This window comes from Streptomyces subrutilus (assembly GCF_001746425.1).
Taxonomy (GTDB): domain Bacteria; phylum Actinomycetota; class Actinomycetes; order Streptomycetales; family Streptomycetaceae; genus Streptomyces; species Streptomyces subrutilus_A.
Genome location: NZ_MEHK01000001.1, coordinates 181,533 through 202,824, shown reverse-complemented (window position 1 = coordinate 202,824; position 21,292 = coordinate 181,533). Strand labels below are relative to the sequence as shown.

The 21,292-nt window shown below is 70.1% G+C and carries 21 protein-coding genes and 3 pseudogenes; 11 read left to right on the top strand and 13 right to left on the bottom strand.

All coding sequences use genetic code 11. The features are described 5' to 3' along the window. Positions 1-25: 25 nt before the first annotated feature. Positions 26-1,150 (top strand): aldose epimerase family protein, encoded by a 1,125-nt coding sequence (locus tag BGK67_RS01975; protein ID WP_079153941.1) that lies wholly within the window; start codon positions 26-28, stop codon positions 1,148-1,150. 146 nt (positions 1,151-1,296) lie between these two features. Here the strand turns inward: BGK67_RS01975 and BGK67_RS01970 are convergent, their stop codons facing one another. Next, positions 1,297-2,373, bottom strand: coding sequence for a LacI family DNA-binding transcriptional regulator (locus tag BGK67_RS01970; RefSeq protein ID WP_384381388.1), 1,077 nt, complete (start codon positions 2,371-2,373; stop codon positions 1,297-1,299). Positions 2,374-2,692: 319 nt separating this feature from the next. Here BGK67_RS01970 and araD point away from each other — a divergent pair, with 319 nt between their 5' ends. Next, complete coding sequence (gene araD / locus BGK67_RS01965) at positions 2,693-3,430, top strand: L-ribulose-5-phosphate 4-epimerase AraD (protein WP_069918234.1); 738 nt, start codon at positions 2,693-2,695, stop codon at positions 3,428-3,430. A 677-nt stretch (positions 3,431-4,107) separates the two neighbouring features. After that, positions 4,108-4,491 carry an SH3 domain-containing protein gene (locus tag BGK67_RS01960; RefSeq protein WP_069918233.1) on the top strand — a complete coding sequence of 128 codons (384 nt, stop codon included), beginning with the start codon at positions 4,108-4,110 and terminating at the stop codon, positions 4,489-4,491. A 130-nt stretch (positions 4,492-4,621) separates the two neighbouring features. Here the strand turns inward: BGK67_RS01960 and BGK67_RS35780 are convergent. Then, positions 4,622-4,873, bottom strand: a pseudogene (locus BGK67_RS35780) (transposase family protein); the annotation flags it as partial. A gap of 407 nt (positions 4,874-5,280) precedes the next feature. Next, complete coding sequence (locus BGK67_RS01950) at positions 5,281-5,628, bottom strand: hypothetical protein (protein WP_069918231.1); 348 nt, start codon at positions 5,626-5,628, stop codon at positions 5,281-5,283. A gap of 125 nt (positions 5,629-5,753) precedes the next feature. Between BGK67_RS01950 and BGK67_RS39740 the strand changes: the two genes are divergently transcribed. The 4 genes from BGK67_RS39740 (at position 5,754) to BGK67_RS01935 (ending at position 7,517) form a co-directional block, all read left to right on the top strand. Further along, complete coding sequence (locus tag BGK67_RS39740; RefSeq protein WP_069918230.1) at positions 5,754-6,170, top strand: transposase; 417 nt, start codon at positions 5,754-5,756, stop codon at positions 6,168-6,170. Between the two features lie 71 nt (positions 6,171-6,241). Further along, positions 6,242-6,478 (top strand): hypothetical protein, encoded by a 237-nt coding sequence (locus tag BGK67_RS39735; protein ID WP_167739514.1) that lies wholly within the window; start codon positions 6,242-6,244, stop codon positions 6,476-6,478. Further along, a complete protein-coding gene (locus tag BGK67_RS39370) occupies positions 6,382-6,885 on the top strand; it encodes a mycothiol transferase (RefSeq protein ID WP_244291412.1) in 504 nt (167 codons plus the stop codon). The genes BGK67_RS39735 and BGK67_RS39370 overlap by 97 nt, the downstream gene beginning before the upstream one ends. Beyond that, positions 6,864-7,517, top strand: coding sequence for a hypothetical protein (locus tag BGK67_RS01935; RefSeq protein WP_069918229.1), 654 nt, complete (start codon positions 6,864-6,866; stop codon positions 7,515-7,517). The genes BGK67_RS39370 and BGK67_RS01935 overlap by 22 nt, the downstream gene beginning before the upstream one ends. Here the strand turns inward: BGK67_RS01935 and BGK67_RS01930 are convergent. Further along, positions 7,514-7,834: pseudogene (locus tag BGK67_RS01930) on the bottom strand (ATP-dependent helicase C-terminal domain-containing protein); the annotation flags it as partial. The gene BGK67_RS01935 and the pseudogene BGK67_RS01930 overlap by 4 nt on opposite strands. Positions 7,835-8,202: 368 nt before the next feature. After that, positions 8,203-8,316, bottom strand: a pseudogene (locus BGK67_RS39730) (IS5/IS1182 family transposase); the annotation flags it as partial. A gap of 207 nt (positions 8,317-8,523) precedes the next feature. Here BGK67_RS39730 and BGK67_RS01925 point away from each other — a divergent pair. Further along, positions 8,524-8,718 carry a hypothetical protein gene (locus BGK67_RS01925; RefSeq protein WP_069918227.1) on the top strand — a complete coding sequence of 65 codons (195 nt, stop codon included), beginning with the start codon at positions 8,524-8,526 and terminating at the stop codon, positions 8,716-8,718. 273 nt (positions 8,719-8,991) lie between these two features. Here BGK67_RS01925 and BGK67_RS01920 read toward each other — a convergent pair whose 3' ends face one another. From BGK67_RS01920 to BGK67_RS01910, 3 genes are all read right to left on the bottom strand, one after another. Further along, a complete protein-coding gene (locus tag BGK67_RS01920; RefSeq protein WP_069918226.1) occupies positions 8,992-9,357 on the bottom strand; it encodes a hypothetical protein in 366 nt (121 codons plus the stop codon). A gap of 195 nt (positions 9,358-9,552) precedes the next feature. After that, positions 9,553-11,607 (bottom strand): MMPL family transporter, encoded by a 2,055-nt coding sequence (locus BGK67_RS01915; protein WP_167739528.1) that lies wholly within the window; start codon positions 11,605-11,607, stop codon positions 9,553-9,555. A gap of 231 nt (positions 11,608-11,838) precedes the next feature. Beyond that, positions 11,839-12,765, bottom strand: coding sequence for a hypothetical protein (locus BGK67_RS01910; RefSeq protein WP_069918224.1), 927 nt, complete (start codon positions 12,763-12,765; stop codon positions 11,839-11,841). Between the two features lie 32 nt (positions 12,766-12,797). Between BGK67_RS01910 and BGK67_RS01905 the strand changes: the two genes are divergently transcribed. Then, entirely contained in the window at positions 12,798-14,276 is a 1,479-nt protein-coding gene (locus BGK67_RS01905) for a pyridoxal-dependent decarboxylase (RefSeq protein WP_069918223.1), read from the top strand. A gap of 166 nt (positions 14,277-14,442) precedes the next feature. Beyond that, positions 14,443-15,774: a WS/DGAT domain-containing protein gene (locus tag BGK67_RS01900; protein ID WP_069918222.1), complete on the top strand. Its 1,332-nt coding sequence runs from the start codon at positions 14,443-14,445 to the stop codon at positions 15,772-15,774. 268 nt (positions 15,775-16,042) lie between these two features. On the opposite strand, the gene BGK67_RS01895 is transcribed toward BGK67_RS01900, so the two are convergent. From BGK67_RS01895 to BGK67_RS01875, 5 genes are all read right to left on the bottom strand, one after another. Continuing rightward, positions 16,043-16,993, bottom strand: coding sequence for an acyl-ACP desaturase (locus BGK67_RS01895; protein WP_069918221.1), 951 nt, complete (start codon positions 16,991-16,993; stop codon positions 16,043-16,045). Positions 16,994-17,228: 235 nt separating this feature from the next. Then, the gene (locus BGK67_RS01890; protein WP_069918220.1) at positions 17,229-18,452 is read right to left on the bottom strand and encodes a beta-ketoacyl-[acyl-carrier-protein] synthase family protein; all 1,224 of its coding nucleotides are present in this window, start codon (positions 18,450-18,452) and stop codon (positions 17,229-17,231) included. Next, positions 18,442-18,699, bottom strand: a complete 258-nt coding sequence (locus BGK67_RS01885) for a phosphopantetheine-binding protein (RefSeq protein WP_107488738.1) — start codon at positions 18,697-18,699, stop codon at positions 18,442-18,444. Before BGK67_RS01885 ends, BGK67_RS01890 begins: the two co-directional genes overlap by 11 nt. A gap of 62 nt (positions 18,700-18,761) precedes the next feature. Beyond that, complete coding sequence (locus BGK67_RS01880; protein WP_069918218.1) at positions 18,762-19,700, bottom strand: acyl-ACP desaturase; 939 nt, start codon at positions 19,698-19,700, stop codon at positions 18,762-18,764. 346 nt (positions 19,701-20,046) lie between these two features. Then, positions 20,047-20,280: a hypothetical protein gene (locus BGK67_RS01875; protein WP_141753989.1), complete on the bottom strand. Its 234-nt coding sequence runs from the start codon at positions 20,278-20,280 to the stop codon at positions 20,047-20,049. A gap of 424 nt (positions 20,281-20,704) precedes the next feature. On the opposite strand from BGK67_RS01875, the gene BGK67_RS01870 reads away from it, so the two are divergent. Further along, complete coding sequence (locus BGK67_RS01870; RefSeq protein WP_141753988.1) at positions 20,705-21,058, top strand: polyprenyl synthetase family protein; 354 nt, start codon at positions 20,705-20,707, stop codon at positions 21,056-21,058. Positions 21,059-21,292: the final 234 nt, after the last annotated feature.

Sequence of the window (21,292 nt, the reverse complement as noted above, 5' to 3'; positions counted from 1 at the left end):
GGACCGACTTCCAGGGAATGCCGTCATGGAACACGCATACGAATCTGTCGACCAGGCCGTCGAGCCCAGGCAGACGGCCGCCTGTCCGCGGACGGCCCGCCCCCTGCGTCTGGACGATGGCGGAACGGGGGAGAGGTGGCGGTTCGGCTTCCCCGGCAGGGCCCGTGCCGAGGTCCACACGCGCGGCGCCCGGCTCCGTTCACTGATCCTGCCGGACCGCTGGGGCCACACCGCTGACGTGGTGCTCGCGCCCCGCGACCCCGCCGCCTGCGAGGGTTCCGCACGCTACTTCGGTGCGACGGTGGGCCGTTACGCCAACCGCATCGCACGCGGCGGGCTCGTAGTCGACGGCGTCACCCACCGGCTCGCCACCCAGGAGACCGGGCACACATTGCACGGTGGTCCCGACGGGTTCGACCAGCGCCTGTGGCGGTGCGAACCCTTCCACTCGGCGCACCGCACCGGTGTCCGTCTGTTCTTGCACAGCCCCGACGGCGACCAGGGATTCCCCGGTGCCCTGAACGTGCGCCTCACCTACACGCTGGACCGCGACGACAACCTGACGATGTCGTACCAGGCGGTAGCCGACGCCCCGACGATCGTCAACCTCACCAACCACGCCTACTGGAACCTCGAAGGGGAGGGGCGGGGCAACGTCCTGGCCCACCACCTCCAGGTCGCGGCCCCCCTCTACACCCCCATCGACGCCGAGTTGATCCCCGACGGCTCCCACCGCCCGGTCAGCGACACCCCGTTCGACCTCCGCCGACACCGGCGTCTCTCCGACGCCTTGACCCATACGGAGGCGCAACTGGCCCTCGCCGGCGGCGGCTTCGATCACAACTGGGTCCTCGACGAGGCCCGGCGAGACAGTCCTCGTAAGGCCGCTGTGCTGTACGCCCCCGCATCCGGCCGCCGCATGGAGGTGCGCACCACGGAACCGGGCATCCAGGTCTACACCGGGCAAGGCCTGACCGGTGACATCACGGGCAAGGCAGGCAGGCCGTACCACGCCTACGCGGGGGTCGCGCTGGAGACCCAGCACTTCCCGGACTCCCCGAACCGCCCCGACTACCCGACGGTCGTCCTGCGCCCGGACGAGCTGTACCGGTCGACCACGATCCACAGTTTCACCACGGTCGCCGCCTGAGAGGGGCGGCGGCGGCCGTAGCCGCTGTCCGGTGCCGGGGGGCACCGGACAGCGGCTTTGGTGCCTGTGCCCGGTTTCCCGCGTACGAAGGTGCCCCCGGGGGCCCGGCCTCCTGCGAGAGGGGTCAACCGCCGGGCGCGTGGGGGTCATTCGCCGGGGGGAGCGATCCTGCGGGCCGTGCTGGCGCGCACGATGAGTTCGGGCGCCAACACCAGGTGGGTCGACTCGTCGGTCCTGCCCTCGATGTGGTCCAGGAGCAGCCCGATGCTGTCGCGGCCGAGCGAGGCGAAGTCCTGGCGGATCGTCGTCAGCGGGGGCGGGAAGAACTCCGCCTCGGGGATGTCGTCGAAGCCGGCGACCGCCACGTCCTCGGGCGTCCGCAGGCCCGCTTCCCGCAGGGCCCGTAGGACACCGAGGGCCATCTGGTCGTTGGCGACGAACACCGCGGTGAGGCCGGCTCCCTGCCCTCGTGATGCCAGGACCCGCCCCGCCAGCTGCTGGCCGGCCTGGTATCCCGACAGCGGACTCCAGTCGCCGCGCAGCACGGGCGGCACCTCGGCGCCGGCATCGCGCAGCGCGTCCTCCCACCCCTGTGTGCGTGCCTCGCTCTCGAGCCAGTCGGGGGGGCCCGCCACATGCCACACGGTGGCGTGGCCCGACGCGAGAAGGTGCTCCGTGATCATGCGGGCGCCGAGGTTCTGGTCCAGCGACACCCCCGGCAGGTCGAGGGTGTGGCCGCCTTCCACGGTGACCACGGGGCACGGTGCTTCCAGTGCCGCCAGGGCGCGTACCGCGGCGCGTTGCGGAGTGACGGCGACGATCCCCTCCACGCCCCACCCGGCGAGGTGCTGCATGGCCTCGGAGAGAGCCGTCTGCGTGGCGGTGCGAAGCGTGACGGCGGACGTCAGGTAGCCGCGGTCCCGAGCCGCCTCCTGCACTCCCGCCACGGTACTGGCGGGCCCGTGCAGAGTGGTGTTCACCGCGATGACGCCCAGCGTGTGGGTCCGGCGGGTGGCCAGAGCCCTGGCCGCCGAATTGCGGCGGTACCCCAGCTGCTCGATGACCTGAGTCACCGCGGCCCGGGTCTTGGCGCTGACGTTCGGGTGGTCGCTGAGCACCCGCGAAACGGTCTGATGGGACACGCCGGCGACGCGTGCGACGTCCGTCATCGTGGGCGCTCGCGAGACGTCTGGGAGCTGGGTCAACTCTCTTCCTTTCCTCATCGAGCGGCCTTCCCTCAAGGTACCGAACCAGCCGCGGCCCGCACACATCTCGGACCGACCGGAGGATTGTCGACCAGGTGTAGATGTTTGCGCTCACATTATGCAGCGTTGATCGCCTGCTGTGGGGAGGAATCTCCCCGTGCCCTCTTGAGATTGCGGCTTGTTAGCGCCCACAATCTGATCGGGGCGGCCGAGGTGGGCCAGCCGCGATGTGCTGCGGCCCCGATCAGTCCAGTCCACTCATGCGCGACCGCGGGGGCCTGCCGGGCAGCGGTCCCGGAGAAACCCGCCGCGCATGCCGGAGAGATGGTGAGACGTAGTGAGCGAGACCTTCCTGGGGGACCTCCGTCGTGAGGTCCTCGCGGCCAACCTGCGCATCCTGGAGGCCGGTCTGGCCACCCTCACCTGGGGAAACGTCAGCGGAGTGGACCGAGACGCGGGCGTCTTCGTCATCAAGCCGTCCGGCGTCTCCTACGCCGACCTCACCGAGGAGGACCTGGTGGTGGTGGCGCTGGAGGACGGGCGGGTCGTCGGGGGGCGCCTCAGGCCGTCCACCGACACCGAAACCCATCGGTGCCTCTACCGGGCCTTCCCCTCCATCGGCGGCGTCACCCACACGCACTCGACGCACGCCGTCGCCTTCGCTCAGGCGCGCCGCCCGATCCCCGTACTCGGCACGACGCACGCCGACACCTTCAACGGGCCCGTTCCCGTGACGGAGGACCTCACCGCCGAGCAGTGCGCGCGGGACTACGAGTACAACACCGGACAGGTGATCGTCGCCCGGCTCGACGGGGACCCCCGGCTGGCCGACGAGGTCCCCGGAGCACTCGTTTCACGACACGGACCCTTCACCTGGGGTGCCACCGCGAAGGCGGCGCTGGAGAACGCCATCGTCTGCGAGGCCGTGGCGGAGATGGCGCTGCACACGCTGGCGCTGGGGTCCCGCCTCGGGGAAGCCCCCGAACCGCCGAAGCATCTGCTGGAGCGGCACTTCACCCGTAAGCACGGACCGGACGCCTACTACGGCAACGTCCCGCACACCCCGAGCGTCTGAGAGGGCGGTTTGTGAGCTGTTGTCCATTGCTGGGTGAGGCTGGGAGGGTGCTGTTGTGATGTCGATGTCGACCTGTAGTTGGCCGTTCCGGCTCCGAGTCGGCCAATGGGCGGACGCGTGACGGGGCATGCGGAGGTCTCTCATGGGCTTGTGACTAATGCGAACGACTCGGACGACCCGCTCCAGCTGCTGATGGGCCTGGATGTCAGCGCCGTGTCTTTCGTGCGCGACTACGTCGAGCTGCACTTCGATGGACCGATTCTGCGGGCCTTGGGCGACCCCTCGGGCGTGTACGGGGCCGCGAGTGGCGCTTTCCCGCACCAGGTTCGCTGGATCTCATGCGCTGCTACATCGGCAAGACCGACGGCTATGAACTGGATCCAGATCGGATGTTCGACTTCGCACCATCTCGCGCGCCAAGCGCTGACGCCGTCCGGGCCCCCTGAAAGGGGCGTCCCGGGGCTTCAGCGTCTTACGGACTCCCCAACCGGAACGGGCCACTTCCCCCGTTCCGGTTGGGGAGTTCTCGTGTGCCAGGCGGCTGATTTCGCCCCGATGGCGCTAACGTCGTGCGCGGTTCCGGTGTCTTTGAGCGGTGACACCGCTCGGTCGGCCCGAGCCTGCTCCTACGTACGTGTTCCGCACCCAGAACCGACGACGCAAGGGGAATCGATTCCATGACCGTCACAGCAGCACGCCGCACCATGTCACCGCGTCGCTCCGCCGCCCGCACGGCGGCCGTGGCGGCCCTGTCCGCCGCCGCACTCCTCGGCGGCGCTCTCACGGCCCAGGCCGCCGCACCCGCCCGCACGACGGGCGCGGCCGTGGAGCTCGCGCCGGCCGGTGTGCTCGCCACCCGGTGCTACTACAGGGTCAACGCCAGTGGTGGTCTGCTGATCCGCAGCGGTCCCGGCACCAGTTACCGGGTCGTCGGGTCCTACGACAACGGCGCCACGATCCTCGCGTCGGCGTCCACCACCAACGGCTTCCGCAACGTGGGCACCAACCGCTGGGTCGCCGCGGCGTACCTCGTCCGCATCACCAGCTATCCCTGCGAGTGACAGGGACCCGCGCCGAGGACACCGTTCCCCAGCCTTTCAACGGGCCGCCGGCCGCCGGAAATCCCTCCGGCGGCCGGCGGCCTGTCCGCTGCCTCCGGCCGGCCTCCGAATTCATCACTGAGCTTCTCCAGCGTTGCAGCTCCAGTGTGAGGATGGCCTTGGCGATTGACGTCATGCGGTTGGGGCTGCATCGGGACCTGCGGAAGATCTGCCAGGACTTCAGGCGGGCGACGCCGCGTTCGACGGGTGCCCGTGCGGCGGCCAGGGCACGGTTGCGGGTCTTCTCAGCGGAAGTCAGTTCCTGCAGGGGCCTGCGTTTGATCCCCGTGGTCAGCCACGGACCGGCGCCCTGGTAGGCGAGATCGGCCACGATGGGAACGCCCAGGGCGACCGTCTCGGGCGGGTTGCCGACGGTCAGGGCCTGCTGGATCCAATGACCTGATCGCCCCGGGGGAGGCGATGATGCGCGCGCGTTGGGATGGGCAGACTTCGCGCCACGGCGCCCAGAGCGCGACCGTGCCCGAGACCCTGGAAGCCGCCAGGGCGGGAGTCCACCTTGCCGCTGCACTGGTGCAGTGGTTCATTTCGGGAGCAGTGATCCGCACGCCCTGATTGGCTCGTCGCATCGTGATGTCCTCCCGGCTCGCGGGCCACGACCAGATCGTCATCGCCAAGCAGCGCGGATGGGCCCCACTCCAGAGTCCTGGCCGGCTACGTCGAAGTCGTCGACCAGTGGGAGGACAACGCCCTGCTCGGCGTGCTGTAGGAACTCACCTGAGTGGTGCGTGCTCAGCGACCGGCGGCTGGTGTGTGGCGGACCGGCCATGCCGGCCTCGGGAGCCTGGGCGCGCGGCGCCTGTGGGCTTCGAAGGCGAGCCAGGCGGCTCCTGAGGCGACCGTCGTGAGGAAGGGCAGCGCCCAAGCGGCCAACTGCCAGACGGCCGCGACGTCCAAGGTGCTCACCAGTGCCGCCGCCGGAGCGGCGGCAAGGGTCAGCAGCAGCGTGATCCTGGCCCAGAGCGGCAGCCTGCGGCTCACCGCCGCGGTCGCGAGGCCCAGGCCCGCGCTCGCCGTGAGGATCACGGCCAGGGCCACAAGGGCGACTATCAGGGCGAGGAGTAGCAAGATCAGGCCCATGTCGTGCCCACCTCCGGTCTCGTGGCGACCCGTCGCGAGGGCAGGCGGATCCGACTCCGCTGCTCCGGCAGGTTCACCGGAAGCCATACTGTCAGAGGTATTGAACGCGTTCAACACTGCCTCCGGTGTCACCCGTAGGCCCTTGTGTCGGCGGTGGGGTTCTGCGGTGGGGGCGTGGCAACGTCCGCGCCTACGTCAGCCGGAACCTACGCGGCAAGCCCCAGCAGGTCGACCCCCGGCGGCCAACCGCCCGCGCTGTCACCCGCTGGATCCTTACCCACCCCGACGCCCTGGCCGAGAGATACCAGCTCCAGCTCAAGACCGTACTGGCCAGCTGCCCCGAACTGGACGCACTCACCGCGTCGGTGCGCTCCTTCGCCACACCTGGAACGCGACTCGACGCCGTCACTGCCGGACTCTCGCAGCCGTGGAACTCCGGAGTCGTCGAAGGCCATGTCAACCGGATCAAAATGCTGAAGCGCCAGATGTTCGGCCGCGTCGGCTTCGAACTCCTCCGCAAGCGCGGCCTGTCTTATTCCTGAGCTTGCCGTTTACCCTTCGGCGTCCGGCGAAGGCGGTTCGTCATCGGCGGCGAGGGTGACTTGAGCAGTCCATGACCAAAGGCTCCCGGGGTGGCTCCCAGCTCACCTCCACGTCGATGTCGTGGAAGTCGCGGGCGAGTTCCGTCACCATCACCGCCGCCGCAGACCGCGCGTCTTGCGCATCGGTGTTGATCGGCACGCCCAGGCGCCGCTGGACGGCCCTCGCCTTGCGGCGCTCCGGCGCCCTGCAGCGGGCGGCCGACGAGTCGGACGACGACGAGTTCCGGCCCGCGCCCGGCGAACCCTAGCCGGGCTGCTGGCCGACTACGAGCTGGCGACCGGGGAGACCGCCGAGGCCGTCGCCGGCATCGCCCACCTCGGCCAGGGCGTTCCCGTCCCCCGGGGTGTGTCGTGGTTCCCCGCCGACGCCGAGGAGTGGTCGGTGCGGTGGGTGCTGCTGCACCTGATCGAGGAGACCGCACGCCACGGCGGCCACGCCGACATCATCCGCGAGAGCCTGGACGGCGCTACCCCCTACCCGCTGATGGCCGCCGCCGAGCAGTGGCCCGACCCGTGGTTCGAGACCTGGGAGCCCGCCGCGCTCGCCGGCTGTGGACTACGGCCGTCAGAAGTCGTGCCCCATCGGCCGGATATGGTCGAGGCGCTCTTGCGGACCGGTCCTACGCTGGAGGCATGGCCACCGATCCCTTGCTGAGACAAGGCCCCGACTCGACGGATCTGGTCCTGAGCGTAGGCCCGGCCGGGCCGACGTGGAACGCGCTGACCTCGGCGGGGCCGGCGCTGTTCACTCCGCTCGTTCTGGGCGTGCCGACCCTGCTCGTCGCCTTCTGCATGGTGCTGGCCGGGGTGCGGGCGTCGACCGTGTTCGTGGTGGTGGGGGTGATCGCCGGGCTGGAGTACCTGCTCGGCTGGCTGGCGCTCGCCCTTTCCCGGGCCCGGGACATCCTGCGGGTGGAGTTCGCGCCGGCCGGGGTGCCAGCGTCTCTGCGGTTGGTCCGGGCCGCCGGGCCGGACGACTGGCTGCCCGTCAAGACCCTGCGCGAGGTGCAGCTGACGCACAAGGTGGTGGAGCCGTACCAGGGGGACTACAAGCCGGCCGTCTCCACGCTCGCGCTGGAACTCGTCCTGCGGGGCGGCCGGGAACGGCTCGCCCCGCTCCCGTTCGTCGGCGACCCGCAGCGGCTCGCCGACGCGCTGAAGGCCCTGCTCGGCCCGGCTGGGGTCGTGGTGGAGCTGCGCACCGAGCGCAGCACGCGCGATCGGCCGCAGCCCAACTCCAGCTGGACCTCCGGCGGTTCGGCTTCGGCTGGCTCGGGTGGCGGCTAACCCCGGGCTGCCCGTGGCGCTCCCCGGTTGGGCGTGTTGAGCCGCCGGGTCGGCTCGGCCGCAGCCGGGTCCTCCGGCCACGGGTGGCGGGGGTAGCGGCCGCGGAGCTCGGCCCGCACGGCACGGTAGCTCTCGCGCCAGAACGACGCGAGGTCGCCGGTGACGGCGGCCGGGTGCCCAGCCGGGGAGAGCAGGTGGACGGTCAGCGGGGCGCGCCCGTCCGCCAGCGCGAAGGCGTCAGACCAGCCGAACAACTCCTACGGTTTTACCGCGAGTACAGGCCGCTCGCCGCTGTAGACAACCCGGACCCGCGAGCCCGGTCATGGGGACCACCCCCTCGTCGGTCCAGTCAACGCCTTCGGCGAAGGAGCTGAAGACCTGCTTGCGGGCTCCACCCGAGCGAGTCTGCGCGGCCTCCACGGGAGAGAAGCCCTCACCTGTCCAGCATGCTCGCAGGGGACTCAGCGCGATGATGGAGCTGAGCTCCGAGAAGAGCTGGCGCGTCCGGGCGTTGACCATCTCGACAGCTGTATCCATCGGGCTAGGTTAAGAGCTTGAACTGTGTCGGTGACGATGTTTCAGGTACATCGCCCTCTGTACGTGGAGGCTCCATCGGAGGAGATCGCCGACACGCCCGACGACACTTACTGATCATTTCAGAATGAGGCTCGGAGCTTCCGCAGGCGATGGTGCTGCAGGCGAGTTGGAGCAGGCCCAGGTGGCGGTTGGCGCGTATCTCGCTGCGGATCCGCAGCGGCTTGAACAGCTGGAGCCATGCAAAGGTCCGCTCGACCGCCCATCAGGCCTGAAAGAGTCAGGGCAAACCTCTCCACGAGGGGGCGCTTGCCCAGCTCCCCGGCTCACGCCCCGACATCACCTGCCAGGGGAAAGGGTTCGGTGGCGCTGCGCCCTCAGGCCCCACATGTTGATCTGGGTACGCTTTCGCGAGTCGGCCCTTGCACCGGCCGCCAACCGGGCACAGCCCGCACCGAACCAGGGGGAACAGATGACCGCCACAAACACCGCAAACACGGCAGCGCCCCTGCCCGCCCACGTCCCGGCCACGCCCGTCGTCCTCTTCACCGACGAGTCATCCGCCGTGATGAACGCGCTGCCCGTCCCGGACCGGCATCTGCCGTCGCCGCTGGAAACCTTGACCTGGCAGGAGCCCCCCGCCTTGGAAGACGAGGACAGCGCGTAGAGGAGGGCTGTTGCCGGGGGGCAGAGCCCTCTCGTGCGATCGGCAGGATGCCCGGCATTCGCTTCGCAGAGGAACGTTTCCCGTGGAGGGCGGGGAGCCCGGGTCGTGAAATCGCCCGCTAGCGGACCAGCGAGATCAGCACCGATGTCGTGACGCGCTGAGGGCGGGCCCGGCCGGGACGTAGCCCTTGCGCCTGTGGGCGGGTGTCAGCCGTCGTAGTGAAGTGAACATCACGTAAAGGCCGCACTGAGCCGGCCAGCCTCCACGCCGGCCTCAGTGGGCACCAGAGTCGTCGGGAGTGGGGAGGACGGTGCCGAAGGTGCCGCCTTGGCCGGCGGGCAGGGCGCGCCAGCGCAGGACTGGTTCGAGGGCGTGGATGGCGCCGGAGAGGAACCAGGCCAGGCGGCCATGAGTGCGGGCCAGTGCCATGGCCAAGACGGCAAGTGTTTCCCGCAGGAGTTCGAGCCGGTCGATGGGCGGCAACGTCTCCTGAGTGTCCGGCGGGCCGACAGCGTCGCGCAGGCCGGCCTCGGCCTCACGTGCGAGCGCGCGGTCATCCGGCGCCAGATCACACACCCCGTCTCGGATCTGCTGGTCAGCTTCCTCGGCCAGCACCGCGACGATCCTGCGCATGTCCATACGGATCACTGTAATGAGTGGTCCCGGCCCTCGACACGGAGCCCGGTAAGCAAGATCCCTGGCTTGTTCGCGTCGGGGTGGGGGGAGTGGCCTCGGCCCGGCGTTCGTGGTTGCACGGGGCGTGGATATGTATCAGCCGGTTGTCGTCGCCGTTCTTGTGACACCGGCGGTGGGGTGCGGGTGGCGGCCGGGCGGTCAGCTCGCCGCGGGTTCAGTTGTCGCGGTACGCGCGCCGGGACGTCGTCGTCGGCCGATGGGTGCGGGTTTCCACCAGTTGGCGGAGCCGAGAAGTGCCATGACTGCGGGGACGAGGATTCCGCGGACCAGGATCGCGTCGAGGATCGCCGCGCAGGCGATGCCCGCACCCATCAGTTTGAGGATGGTGACGTGGGAGGTCGTGATGGCAGCGGTGGAGATGGCGAGGGCCGCTGCGGCGGAGGTCATCAGCCGGCCGGTGCGGGAGATGCCCTTGACGATGGCCGCCTGGTTGCCCAGGCCGCGGTCGAACTCCTCCCTGATTCGGCCCAAGAGGAAGACCTCGTAGTCGATGGACAGGCCGAACGCGACGGCCAGGGTGAACAGCAGCAGACTTGCGTCGAGGGAACCGGTGACCGTGAACCCGCCCAGCACGTCCGACCCGTGTCCGTACTGGAAGGCCCACACGATCAAGCCGAGAACGGCAGCCAAACTGATGAGAGCCACCGCGAGCGCTTTCAAGGGGGCCACTGCACTGCGGGTGAACGCGGTGAGCGCGGCCAGCAGAACCACACACATCGCCACCGCCACCCAGGGCAGGGCGCCGCGCACCGCGTCTGTGGTGTCGGTGATCTGCGCGGCCCGGCCGCCTACCAGGACCGGGCCCGGAGCGGGAGTCTTGCGCAGCCCATCGACCAGGCGCCCGGCCTGGGGCGTGTCGGGCCCTACCGTTGCCGCCACCAGCACCACTGCCGGGCGCCACTCATGCGCCGCCTGGCCAGGCCGACCTGCCGCAGGGTTGGGCACCACGCGCACCGCACCTACATGCGGCAGCCGGGCCACGGCGGCCGTGTAATTTCCAAGGCCCGCGCCCGGCCGTTCGAGGACCACCACCTGGACTCGTTCCGGAGGTACGTCGAAGCGCCCGCGCAGGTCTGCGGCAGCGCCGGCGGCCGAGGCCGTCGGCGGCAGTGTCCGCTCGTCGATCGCGCCCAGCCGCAGACCTGTTGCGGGCCAAGCCATCACGGCCAGCACCGCGAGCGCCCCCAGGCCCGCCGCCACGGGCCGGGCGGTGACACGGCGGGCGAGCTCCCGCCAGAACCGGCTGGCTCCTCCGATCGGAGCCCGGCGCAGCCTGCGCAGCGGGTCGGCGCCATCGACGCGATCACCCAGTAGCGTCAACGCGGCCGGCAGCACCGTCAACGTGGCCAGCGCCGCCAGCAATGTCACCGCCACACCCGCGAGGGCGAGCGCGCGCAGCAGCGGGACGGGGATGGCGGCCAACGCCACCAGGCACGACGAGATCACCACAGCCGAACAGAACACGCAGCGACCCGATGTAGTGAGTGCCACGTCCAGTGCTCGGGCGCGCGGCGTTCCCTTCGCGTGCTCCTCGCGGTAGCGGGCGAGGACGAACAAGGTGAAGTCGATCGACAGACCGAAGCCGATAGCCGCGGCCGCGTTGACCGCGAACGCGGACACATCACTCACCTGAGCCAGCAGACCCAGCAACGGCACACAGCAGACGACGGCCAGCATGGCGACCACGAGGGGCAGCGCGGCCGCAGCCCACGAACCGTAGGTCAGCAACAGGAGAAGCACGATCAGCGGCGCAGCCCAGAGTTCCGCCTTCAGCAGATCGGCCCCGCCCTGCTGGTCGATCTCGGCCGTCGCCCATGAGACGCCGCTCGCGTCCACCCGCATCCCCGGCACCGCCGCCCGCGCCTTGGGCACCAGACGCAACGCCGCTTCCTTGCGGTCCGCGTCGCTGCCCGACAGCGAGACCGTCACCAGGCCGGTGCGTCCGTCCCGCGACATCAGCCACGGATCTCCCGTGGCGGCCGACTGCACCGTACGCACAGCCGGCTCGCCTGCCAGCACACGGGCAACGACACCGGCACCGGCTGCAACCGCCGGCCGTGCGCCCCCGTCGCGCACCGTCACGGCAAGCACCAGATCCGGGGTGCCGACCCCCAGCACCTCAGCCTGCGTCTGAGCCCTGGTTGACTCGGTGCCTGTGGCGATGGTCCCTCCAGCGCCGAAAGCGCCGGACACCGCTGGGAGGCTCAGGAGCGCCGCGACCAGCGCAACCGCCGCGCACACCACCACCCTCCAGGCCCGGGAAGCCGACCACGCCCCCCTCCCTGTCCCATCCTTGCTGCGTACTGGCATACCCGCACTAACGATCAAGGCACCCACAAGTGATGTCGCTCTGGCCGCGGAGACCACCCCGCGGCCGAGCCGAGCCGGCTTCCCCCGCCCGCACGGGGCGCGTCAAGTGCGGGTTCAGTGGTGAAGGGTGAGGTTTTCATTCCGGGCGTCGGGCAGTTCGGCCGGCCTGCCGGCGGGCGCGGCGTCCAGAGCGGTGCGGCGTCGCTGGCACAGGCGGTCCAAGACCTGAACCCCCGGTTCCGCGCCGCGGAGCAGGGAGGGTCCGGAGCCGACGAAGCGCGAGCAGACGCCCACATGGGCGTGGTGAACATCAGTCAGGACTTCCACCAGGCGCCGGTGGGCGGGACGCAAGCTGGAGGACTTCGCCGGTGCGGCCAGCCCCCACTCGCGCAGACTCTGCACCAGGACGCGGTGATCGGCCGACCACAGGCCGGAGAATCCACCGGGAGCCTGTGGTGGGGCCATCGAGGGGCGGACGGTGTCGTGGTAGTCCTGCGCGTCGAAAGACGCGGTGATGCGCAGGGCGGACGCGCTGGCGCGCAGGAAGTGAGCGGCGCTTTCCAGACCGAGGGCGGAACCCGCGAGCGAGGGAGCGCGAAGGGCGTGCCGCAGCGCGACCACGGTCGCCTGGGTGAGGGCGAAGAACAGCCGGTGCCCTTGAATCCAGCGGTGGCGCACCGTGTCCTGCGTCCGGTGTTCGGCACGGCCGGATTTCATGGTCAGCCCGGCCGCGTGCGTGGCGAGATCGAGGTCGGGCTCCGTTGGAGATCCGTCCGGGTGACGGGAGAAGGCCCGCACTGTGGCCAGGGTGTCGTCGAGGGCGTCGATCAACAAGGGGGCGGGGGCGCAGGCGCACCGTGCGACCGCGAAGTATTCGTCGAACGCGGCTTCGCGGGGGTCGCCTTCGGGAAGCCGGCGGTGGTCTGGGGCTGCGTGGTGACGGTCGAGTCGGTCCGCGGCCTCGTGCAGGGTCCCCAGGCTGTGGGGCAGGTGCTGGGGCGGGGCGAGCCACAGCACGGATTCGCTTGTCATCTGGTCCATTTCACTAGTTTTTATGCGGTACGTTACCCCGCATGTCAGTGACTCTTGGTGATGATTCGTTTCGCAGCGCAATCGGCGAGGTCGCCGCGATCCTCGAGGACTACTGGGAGGACCTGCGCGAGGAACGCCTGCCGGTGACGCCGGACCTTCACCCCGGGGACGTACGCGCCATGCTGCCGGACTGCGTACCGGTGCACGGCGAGCCGATCCGGGATGTCCTTGCCGATGTGCGGCGGGTGGTGATCCCCGGGCTCGTCCACTGGCAGCACCCTTCGTTCCTTGGCTACTACCCGACCCAGCCCAGCCCCGCCTCGGTGGTCGGCGAGCTGCTGGCCTCCGGCCTGGCGGTCCAGCACATGATGTGGTCGACGGGCCCGGCCGCCACCGAACTCGAGGAGGCGGTCCTGGACCACCTCGCGGTCGCGCTGGGCCTTCCGGAGCGATTCCTCAGCACCGGGGACGGCGGCGGGGTCCTTCAGGACTCCGCGTCCTCCGCGGTCCTGGTGGCCGTAGCCGCCGCCCTGTACCGGGCCTCGGGTGGGCGTTGGCGCGAGCATGGCACCGAGGGGCGCTACCGCCTGTACTGCACCGACCAGGCGAACTCCTGCGTCCCAAAGGCCTCACGCATCGCCGGCCTGGGGGAACCGACCCAGATCCCCACCCTGGCAGGCACCTGCGAGATGGACCCTCGCGCCCTGCACGAGCAACTGGCAGCCGATAGCGCCGCAGGTCTGGTGCCCGCGATCGTGGTCACCTCAGTCGGTACCACCGGCACGTGCGCCATCGACCCGATCGCCGCCGTCGCCGCAGTGTGCCGGGAGTTCGGGGCCTGGCTGCACGTGGACGCCGCCTACGCCGGCTCGGCCGCCGTCTGCCCAGAGAACCGCTGGATCAACGAGGGCGTCGAGCACGCCGACTCCTACGCCGTGAACTGCCACAAGTGGCTGCTCACCGGGCCGCCCTGCGACGCCATGTGGGTGGCCGACCGACACAGCCTCACTGCCGCCATGGACATCCGCCCGCCTTTCCTGCGCAACCAGGCAAGCGACTCGGGCGACGTCACCGACTTCCGCGACTGGCAGGTGCCGCTCATGCACCCCTTCCGTGCCCTGAAACTGTGGTTCGTCCTGCGCACCCACGGTGTCGAGGGCCTGCGCGCGCACATCCGCGAGCAGCTCTCCCACGCCGCGCTACTCGCCGACCTCGTCCGGGACAGCCCCGGCTTCGAACTGGTCTCGCACTCACTCGGACTGGTGTGTTTCCGCCTCACCGGTGACAACGCTCGCACCGAGCGCCTGCGTGCCGAGCTCGACGCCACCCACCGGATCCTCGTGACACCCACCACCGTCGACGGCCGCTACATCCTGCGCGCGGCCTTGGGCTCGCGCCTGGCGTCCCAGGCCTCCGTACGCAATGCCTGGGCTCTGGTGCGCGAGACCGCCGCCGCGATCCCCGAGGGCAGGCCCGCGTCATCCGAAACGTCGCAGACGACCGCGGTAGGCGCCCGGTAACCAGGTGCCTGCCCGGACGGCGCCCGCCGGGAGCCCACAGTGAGTGAATGGGATCCGGCCGCACCGGCTCTCCGTCGATGCCGCGTCCCACGGCATGACGTGCCTCATGAACACAAGCCCACCGCCCCAGCCTTCGCCACGCGAACGACCTTCAGCGGAGAACCCTGTGCACGACCATGATGACGCGACCGCGGCGGGCGAACGCTGGTTCGACTACGCGGCGGCACACCCCCACACGAACGTAGAGATCGGCGGGGTGGCCGTGGCCGCCGGCCCTGCCCCTTCGAGCGTCGAACTGCACGCGTTGATCGACTTGATGCGGCTGGCCCACCCGCCGCTGCGCGACCGGGCCCGCCCACGGGGCGTGAACGCGGTAGGCCCGACCGTGCCGGCCGATCACCTCGAGGAGGTCGCGCTGACGGCGCAGGGCGGGGACCTTGCGCTGCACTCGGCGATCGAGCGCGTGTGCGCCCAGCCGCTCACGGACGTCACCTGGGGCATGACCCTGCTCCACGGCCACCGTGACGACGAATTCGCCCTGCTCCTTCGCGCCCACCACGGGCTCCTCGACGGCATGTCCCTGATCGGGATCACGCTCGCCGCGATGCGGGAACCCGGCCCCCCGCGCCGCCCCACACCCCCCGTGCCCCCACGCTCCTGGACGAGCGCACGCGTGCGCGCCCTGGTACGCGCGGTCGCCGGCATCGCGCTGCCCGCGAACGCCATCAGCCTTGGCCCCGACCGCGTTCAAGCCCCGACCGGCCCACCCAGGCGCCTGTGGGTCCACACCCCCCTGCCTCGTATGAAGGCCATCGCCCGGGAAGGGGGTGTCAGTCTCAACGACGTCTACTTGGCCGCCCTCGCCGGCGCCCTGCGGCCCTGGCTGCCGGAAAAGGCCACAGGCGCCGTACGGGTAACGGTCCCCCTCAACACCCGGCGCGGCGACACGAGCGCCGCTCTGGGCAACTTCCACCGCGGTGTCCCCGTCATCCTGCCCTGCCACCTGCCCACCGCCGCCGAACGACTGGCCGCCACCCGCCTGGCCACCAGAAACATCCGCATCAGCCACCGCGATCCCGACGCGGATGTCCTGTTCGACGTCCTGCCCACGCGCTGGCATGGCAGAGCCCTGGCACGAATCCTGCACCCGCGGCGCACCACCATGGTGGCCACCCACGTCCCCGGCCCCGCGCGGCCCCTTCGACTCAATGGCCGCAGGACCCGCGCCATGTTGCCGCTGATGTTCCTGCCCGCAGGACACCACCTGTCGGTCTGCCTGGGTGAATACGCCGACACCGCGCACCTGGCCGTCGTCGCCGACCCCAGCCTGCCCGACATCGACGAACTCCCCGCCCGCTGGCTCGCCGAGCTCGACGCGCTTGAAGGCGCTTTCACGCAGCCCCGCCCTGTTACAGCCTCCATGCCCAGCACAATCACGGATCCAGCACCCGACGATGCAGAACCCGTCGCGACAAGTTCTGCCGAACAAGAGGCGTAACTGGATCAGTACAGGTTCCTGGACGCGGTGGGCAGACGGCCATGACGCGAGTCTGCCCGCCCCGCCGTGGATGCCACGCCGCCCATGCCGCTCCGGACAACGGAGGACCCGCCATCCCCTTGACGGATCGGCCCCGACTCGCGCGGCGAAGGGGCCGGCACCTGGCATCCAGGGGCCGGGGTGCGGATTCCCCGGCCACACACCGGTCTTGTCAGGCCGGACACCAGGGCAACCAGAAACAGAAAGCAGCGCGGATCTGCAGTCCTGTTCAGTGAACCGGGGCTGGGTTGGACGGGGCTGAGGATTCGAAGATGCGGGTGAACCGTGCGGCCTGGCCGGCGGAGTGCTCAAGCACGGCCGCGAGTTCCTCTCGTGCCTGTTCGCCGTCCGGGCGCAGGCCACTGGCGTCGAAAATGCCGAGGAAGCGCACGATGGGCTGCAAGACCTCTTCGTAGTGGGTGACGGGACTGTAGATGCCGGAGCGGGCCATCGACTGAGCCAGCCGTGCATAGCCGGGGGCGCCGTGGCCGGGCGCACGGATGGAAGCGGCGACATCCGCCACAGCCCGCACGGTTCGGTCAGGATGCAGATCCATCGCTGCCGACAGGACCGTTCGGTAGAAGAGCATGTGCCGGTTCTCGTCCTTGGCGATGCGGTTGAGCATTGCCTCGCAGGCCACATCACCGCACTGAAGCTTGATGTTGCGGTAGGAGACGCGGGTGCCGAGTTCCTGGAAGGTCACATAGACCAGGGAAGCGAGGACATCATCGCCGTAGTCCATGCCCCAGCCATTTTGGACGTGGGCGGTTCGGTCGTTCTCGAGGGCGACAGGATCAACCGCGCGGGTGACCATGAGGTAGTCGCGAATGGCGATACTGTGACGGCCTTCTTCGACTGTCCAGCGATTGACCCAGGTTCCCCAGGCTCCGTCCCGGGTGAAGAGCTCGGCGATCACCCGGTGGTAACTCGGCAGGTTGTCCTCGCTGAGGAGGTTGTGCACCAGGCCATCCCGGGCTGCCTTGGCGAGGGTGCCCTGCTCCGGCTCCCAGGGTGTCCCACCCAACACGCCGTCGAAATCGGCGCCCCGACTCCAGGGGGTGTACTCATGGGGATACCAGTCATCCGCGCTCTCCAAGTGGGCGTCCACGGCCTTCGCCACCACTGGCTCGAGTTCGCGCAGCAGGCTGATGTCACGGCGTGGTGCCTGGTAGTGGTCCATGGCTGCTCCAAGGGGTTTCGGCCTGCGGAGCGCCGCTGGTCCGGCCCTCCGTCAGGGGTGTCACGTGATGCTCGGCCCTCCCCGGACGGCCACTCTTGCGGGTGGTGGCTCCTGGACCTTCACCCGCTCGATGGCGGCGACGTCCTGCGCCGCCCCTCGGGGGCCTGTGGCAGGACCGTCACCACCGGGTCAGGTTCAGCTCGATGGCCTTGCGATGTGGCGGTGCTGCGGTTGGCTATGTGCTGCTGAGCAGCAGGACCGCGTTCTGGCCGCCGAAACCGAAGGCGCAGCTGACGGCCGTGTTGGTGGTGACCGGACGAGGCGGTCCGGCCACGATGTCCAGCATGTGCTTGCCGTCCTGCTGCTGGAAGTTCGCGGTGGGCGGGACCGTGCCGTGGCGTAGTGCGAGGACCGTGTACGCCGCCTGGATCGCGCCCGCCGCCCCCAGGGAGTGTCCGATCACCCCCTTGGACGCTGTGACCGGAGGCGTGGTGTCGCCGAAGACGCGCGCCAGGGCTGCGGCTTCCGCCTGGTCGCCGAGCGGGGTGGAGGTGCCGTGCGCCTGTACGTGTCCGATGTCGTGAGGGCTGCACCCCGCGTCCCGGAGGGCGGCCACGATTGCACGGACGGCGCCGTCGCCCTGTGGATGCGGGGCGACGGGATGGTAGGCATCGGACCCCGCACCGTAACCGCGCAGCAGGGCCAGCACTTCGGCCTGCCGGGCGCGTGCGTCGGCGGCCCGTTCCAGTACGAGGACGGCAGCGCCCTCACCGAGGACGAATCCGTCCCGAGCTGCGTCGAACGGCCTGCTGGCCAGCTCGGGTTCGTCGCGGCGCGGCGACAGCGCGCGCATCCGGGTGAAGCAGGTGGCCGTCATCCGGGACCGGCCCGATTCACTGCCGCCCGCCAGAACAATGTCGCACGTTCCGGACCGCAGCAGATCGCGTGCCACTCCGATCGCGGTCGCCCCAGAGGCGCAGGCGCTCGCGGTGGTGAAGTTGGGGCCCTGGGCGCCGAGGTCCAGGGCGACCTCACCGGCGGCCATGCTCGGCACGCTGCGCGGTAGCGCGAGCGGCGAGACGCGCACCGGCCGGTCCGCGCCGAGATGGCCGAACTCGGTGATGTATGTGCTCAGGCAGTTCGATCCGACGCCGAGCACGACCCCGACTCGTTCGCCGAGTCCGACGTCCGTGGGCAGACCGGCGTCGGTGACTGCCCGGCGGGCGGCGAGAAGCGCGAACTGGATGAACCGTCCCACCCGCCGGGCCAGCGGCGGGCCGAGTCCCGCCGCCGCGTCGAGGCCAGTCACCTGGCAGGAGAAGTCGACGGGCAGGCCGACGAGCTCGGGGTCCCGGGCGGCCAGCGATCGGCCCCGGCACAGGGCCGCCCAGTTCTCCTCAAGAGTGTGCCCGGCCGGGGTGATGAGCCCGAGCCCGGTGATGGCGACGTCAGCGGGCATCGGCGAAGGCACGGGCGGCGGCGGCGAGAGTGGCAGACGGGGCCAGGTCCATGGCCTCTTCGGAGGGTACGATCCCAAATCGCTCCTCCGCCGCCACGACCAGTTCCATCAGGGCCAGGGAGTCCATGCCGAGACTCTCGAAAGTGAGGTCCGGCGTGAGTTGCCGGGCCTGTGCCTCGCCGCCTAGCTGCTCGTTGACCAAGGCCACAAGCTGCTCGGGAAGGGCGTTGGATGCGGCTTGGGTCATGTCTGGTTCCTCCTGCAAGAGTCTTCTGTCTGTACGTGGCTCGCGGCAGTCACCGCCGGTCCTCATTCGGATGAACGACGCATGGCCTCCATGCGCTCGAACAGTTCCCGAGCTCGGGCCGCCCGTACGGTGAGCTGCTTCACATGCGCACCCAAGCGTTCCTGCGCCTGCTCGCCGGCCGCTCCGAGGCCGACGAGAGACGTGACCTTCAGCGCCCGCACAAGGGGGGCCACCACATGCTCGAGGTGGACATCCAGGTTGTAGATGCCGGATGCCGCGATGCGCGCCGCACGCCTCCGGAAGCCAGGGATCATCGCACCGGGCATCTCGAAGTGTTCGAGGACATCGGCCAGGGCGACGAGCGCCGCGCCGGGGTAGAGGGCGAGCGCGTCAGCGAACAAGTCCCGGTAGAAGAGCATGTGTAGGTTCTCATCGGCCGCAATCCGCGCCATCAGCTGCTCGCCGGCCCGGTCCCCACAAGCTGCCCCGGCGTTCCGGTGGGCCTGCCGAGTCGCCAGTTCCTGGACGGTGACGTAGGCCAGCGCATGCAGGGGCGTTGTCGCACCGGAGTGGTAGCCGGTGCCGACGTGCCGCATCCGCAGGTTTTCAAGGGCGATGGGGTCCACGACGCGGCGGGCGTGGACGTAGGCACGCAGGACTGAGGCATGCCGGTCCTCCTCGGCCGTCCACCGATGTACCCAGGTGCCCCAGGCGCCGTCCCGCCCGAATCGGGTGGCGATCTCGAAGTGGTAGCTGGGCAGGTTGTCCTCGGTCAGCAGATTGACCACCAGCACGTCCTGTACGGCCTGGGGCAGTGCTGCCTGCTCCGGTGACCAGGCCGTGCCGTCCAGTGGGCCGTCGTAGTCGTGTGCCGCGCTCCACGGCACGTACTGGTGCGGGAACCAGTCACGGGCTGTGGCCAGGTGCCGCTCGAGGAGTCGCTCCACCGCCGGCTCCAACTCCCGCAGGACGCGCTCCGTCTCGGCCACAGCCTCGGTCATCCACCTGTGCCCTTCTTCACATGCCGGGACATGCCTGTCCGCAGACTGCAAACGCCTGCGGCGGAATCCGGAAACGATCATTCACCCGTTTGGTGTACTGGTGCCTACACACTCCACGCGACGTGCCACTTTCGCGAGGCGGCGGCACCATCAGAGGCCAAGGGCTCATGGTCCTTTTCGTGCACTGATGTGTCCGGCCCGATCAACGACCGGCGCCTGGTGGCGTCACGCCCACTCCATACCCAGCTTCCGTAGGCGGTGTCGTCAAAGTGCCACGCTCACATCAAGAGCGAGGGCCACGGCTGCTGCCGAGATGCCGGGGGCCGACGGAGGGGAGGGGCCACTGTCACCCTCCGCCGTGAGTTCGCTGGAGTGAGGCGAGGCTGGCGGCGGAGTTTCCCAGCCCTGCGGGGTGCTGGTTGAACGTGGCGGTGTCCGACAGGGCACGGGGGGCCAGGTAGCGGCCGGTTCCGGCCCGGCTCCATTCGAGCACGCCGGCGATCTGGTCGCCGGCCAGGTGGTGCGGGGCATCACCGGCGGGGGACGGCTCCGCGATGTGCTGCTCGTCGATTGGCTTCATGACCCCTGCGACGGCGGTGGCGCGGCGGTTCGCCGCCGGTCCCGGATCCACCCGCACGAGGGAGTGGAGTGTGGTTCCGGCCGCGGGCACTGCCCGGCCGGACGCTCTCGCGCTGTCGGGGTGCGGCCCCAGGCGGCCCCCGCTTCCGCTGATCAGGGCTCCTTCCAAGCAGTCCTGACAGGAAGTACAGGGGTTCGTTTCGCTGCATGGGAAGCGCTGTGTCGCCAGTGTGTTTTCGGGCTGTTGGAGGCATGCCAGGGGCGCGGGTGGTGTTTGGGGGCGTGCGTGTGGAGGGTGTGCGCCCTGCTGCTCCCAGCGATGCTCCTGCGCCTGATCGTGTGCGCGTTCGCTTGGGGAACCACATGGGTGAGTCGGGGTGTCATGGCGTCGCTGTGCTGAGTACCGGAGGGGTGGGGTTGATCCAGTGACGGATACGGAGGCACCGATATGTCTGAACCGGGTGAGTGCCCAGGCAGAACGGGCGCTTGAGGCGTTCCTGGACGCCCAGGCGCGTGCGGCGATAGGCCCGGAACACGCCAGCGCGGCGCGGGACATCGAGGACCTGATCGCGGCTGGTGGCAAGCGGATCCGGCCGCGATTATGCGTGCTGGGCTGGTATGCGGCTGGCTTCGCGTGGGCCGAGGCCGTGATTCTTCTGAGTACGATCGCCGGACGGTTCACGCTCCGGCTCGCACCCGGGGCCCGGATCCGTCCTGCCGCTGGATTCGTCCTGCACCCCGACCACCTCCCCGTCACCCTGCAGCGCAGGCGGCGTTGACAGGTCGACGCCCTGGACCACCGCCCTACCGTGGCCGCCTTCTCCGGGAGGGCGGTAGGGATCCTGCCCAAGGCGGGGAGGGTGCGGGACTCCACCGCGGGGTGGGCGGTTCTGGCTCGGCGGGTACACGGCGACCGTGACGACTCCGCGGCCGCCTCAGCGGTGTGGGCCGTCGAGGCGATGGACGTCCCACAGTTGTACGGCCTGCTCGACGACGCACTCCGCCTCTGGGCC

Bases quoted from the DNA above. Each gene is read 5' to 3' on its own strand.
- BGK67_RS01890 (WP_069918220.1), bottom strand. From the start codon at position 18,452: ATGCCCGCTGACGTCGCCATCACCGGGCTCGGGCTCATCACCCCGGCC.
- BGK67_RS39735 (WP_167739514.1), top strand. From the start codon at position 6,242: ATGACCAAAGGCTCCCGGGGTGGCTCCCAGCTCACCTCCACGTCGATG.
- BGK67_RS01910 (WP_069918224.1), bottom strand. From the start codon at position 12,765: ATGGACCAGATGACAAGCGAATCCGTGCTGTGGCTCGCCCCGCCCCAG.
- BGK67_RS01885 (WP_107488738.1), bottom strand. From the start codon at position 18,699: ATGACCCAAGCCGCATCCAACGCCCTTCCCGAGCAGCTTGTGGCCTTG.
- BGK67_RS01950 (WP_069918231.1), bottom strand. From the start codon at position 5,628: ATGGGCCTGATCTTGCTACTCCTCGCCCTGATAGTCGCCCTTGTGGCC.
- BGK67_RS01970 (WP_384381388.1), bottom strand. From the start codon at position 2,373: ATGAGGAAAGGAAGAGAGTTGACCCAGCTCCCAGACGTCTCGCGAGCG.
- BGK67_RS01905 (WP_069918223.1), top strand. From the start codon at position 12,798: ATGTCAGTGACTCTTGGTGATGATTCGTTTCGCAGCGCAATCGGCGAG.
- BGK67_RS01920 (WP_069918226.1), bottom strand. From the start codon at position 9,357: ATGGACATGCGCAGGATCGTCGCGGTGCTGGCCGAGGAAGCTGACCAG.
- BGK67_RS01960 (WP_069918233.1), top strand. From the start codon at position 4,108: ATGACCGTCACAGCAGCACGCCGCACCATGTCACCGCGTCGCTCCGCC.
- BGK67_RS01880 (WP_069918218.1), bottom strand. From the start codon at position 19,700: ATGACCGAGGCTGTGGCCGAGACGGAGCGCGTCCTGCGGGAGTTGGAG.
- BGK67_RS01875 (WP_141753989.1), bottom strand. From the start codon at position 20,280: ATGAAGCCAATCGACGAGCAGCACATCGCGGAGCCGTCCCCCGCCGGT.
- BGK67_RS01975 (WP_079153941.1), top strand. From the start codon at position 26: ATGGAACACGCATACGAATCTGTCGACCAGGCCGTCGAGCCCAGGCAG.
- BGK67_RS01935 (WP_069918229.1), top strand. From the start codon at position 6,864: ATGGCCACCGATCCCTTGCTGAGACAAGGCCCCGACTCGACGGATCTG.
- BGK67_RS01895 (WP_069918221.1), bottom strand. From the start codon at position 16,993: ATGGACCACTACCAGGCACCACGCCGTGACATCAGCCTGCTGCGCGAA.
- BGK67_RS01925 (WP_069918227.1), top strand. From the start codon at position 8,524: ATGACCGCCACAAACACCGCAAACACGGCAGCGCCCCTGCCCGCCCAC.